This window comes from Streptomyces sp. NPDC001093 (assembly GCF_040298985.1).
Classification (GTDB): domain Bacteria; phylum Actinomycetota; class Actinomycetes; order Streptomycetales; family Streptomycetaceae; genus Streptomyces.
The window spans coordinates 1-1,368 of record NZ_JBEPBF010000294.1 but is presented as its reverse complement, the minus strand read 5'-3'; the positions used below and the strand labels follow the sequence as shown (position 1 = coordinate 1,368).

1 protein-coding gene is annotated in these 1,368 nt (G+C 69.2%); it reads left to right on the top strand.

Annotation, left to right across the window (positions count from 1 at the left end; translation table 11 throughout):
• Positions 1-251 precede the first annotated feature (251 nt).
• Entirely contained in the window at positions 252-1,313 is a 1,062-nt protein-coding gene (locus ABT288_RS49955; RefSeq protein WP_351623451.1) for an IS110 family RNA-guided transposase, read from the top strand.
• The last annotated feature ends 55 nt before the right edge of the window (positions 1,314-1,368 follow it).

Sequence of the window (1,368 nt, the reverse complement as noted above, 5' to 3'; positions counted from 1 at the left end):
TCGGCTTTCTTCGCGTCAATGACAGAGTCTGAGACACGGGCCTATGGGTGGTGACAGAGTGACGGGCACCGGCGGGGCTGGCTCGTTTCTTTGCTGCCCCAGCGATGGTGGCTTGTCGGCGATGTGCCGCCCCGCCGGCCCGGGTCTCCGCCGCGGAGTGGCCTGATAGGAGCGTGCCGCGCGAGCCCGATTGAGGCGTGCCCCCGCGGTGGAGATGCCCATCGACTCTCCACCGAGCTGCGGAGGCTTTCGTGCACGTTGTCGGCATCGACGGACACAAGAAGACGCACACGCTGGTCGCGGTCGACCCGCTGGGACGCCGCGTCGGTGAGGTCACCGTCGCCGCGACCCCGGCCGGTCACGCCCAGGCGATCAAGTGGTTTGCCCAGTTCGGACAGGTCTTGTTGGCCATAGAGGACTGCCGCCATCTGACCCGCCGCTTCGAGGTCGACCTCCTGGTGGCCGGTCATGAGGTGGTGCGGGTGCACACCCGGCTGATGGCCGGAGCTCGCCGCTCGGCCCGCGAGCGAGGCAAGTCCGACCCGATCGACGCCGAGGCGGTGGCCCGGGTGGCGCTGCGCGAACCCGACCTGCCCCGGGCCAGCCTCGCGGGCCCGGCCCGGGACGTGAAGCTCCTGGCCGATCACCGCCGCCGCCTGGTGCGCTCCCGTACCGCGGCGGCGAACAAGCTGCGCTGGTTCCTGCACGAGATCGATCCCGAACTGCCCGTACCCTCTCGGGGCTTGCGCCGTTTGTGCGTGTTCGACGCGCTCGCTGCGGCCCTCGCCGACCATGTGGGTGTCGTGGTGGAGATCGCCCGCGACCTGGTCGTCGAGTGCCGACGGCTGACTGAGCAGATCAACGCGCTGGAAGCTCGGCTGCGTAAGCTGGTCGAGGTGCTGGCGCCGTCGCTGCTGGCCATCCCCGGCTGCGGCGTGCTCAGCGCGGCCGTCATCATTGGCGAGACGGCCGGCGCCAACCGGTTCAAGTCCAAGGACGCCTACGCGCACTTCACCGGCACCGCCCCGATCCCGGTCTGGTCCTCCAACAAGATCCGCGTGCGCCTGAACCGGGGCGGAAACCGAGCCATCAACCACGCCCTGCACATGATCGCGGTCACGCAGGTGCGCCGCGGCGGTGAAGGCGCCGACTATTTCGTAAAGCAGCTGGCCCGCGGCAAGACGCCCAAGGAAGCGGTACGACTGCTGCGACGACGCATCTCCGACCGCGTCTTTCGGGCTCTGCTGGCCGACGAGGGCGCAGCTCAGCCGACTGCGACCGCCTCTGACCTCCCAGTTCGCCTGGCAGCTTGACATAGGAGCATCGCCGAGCTCGACCGGCCGTCGAAGCGCTCGTAGCGTTCATCGA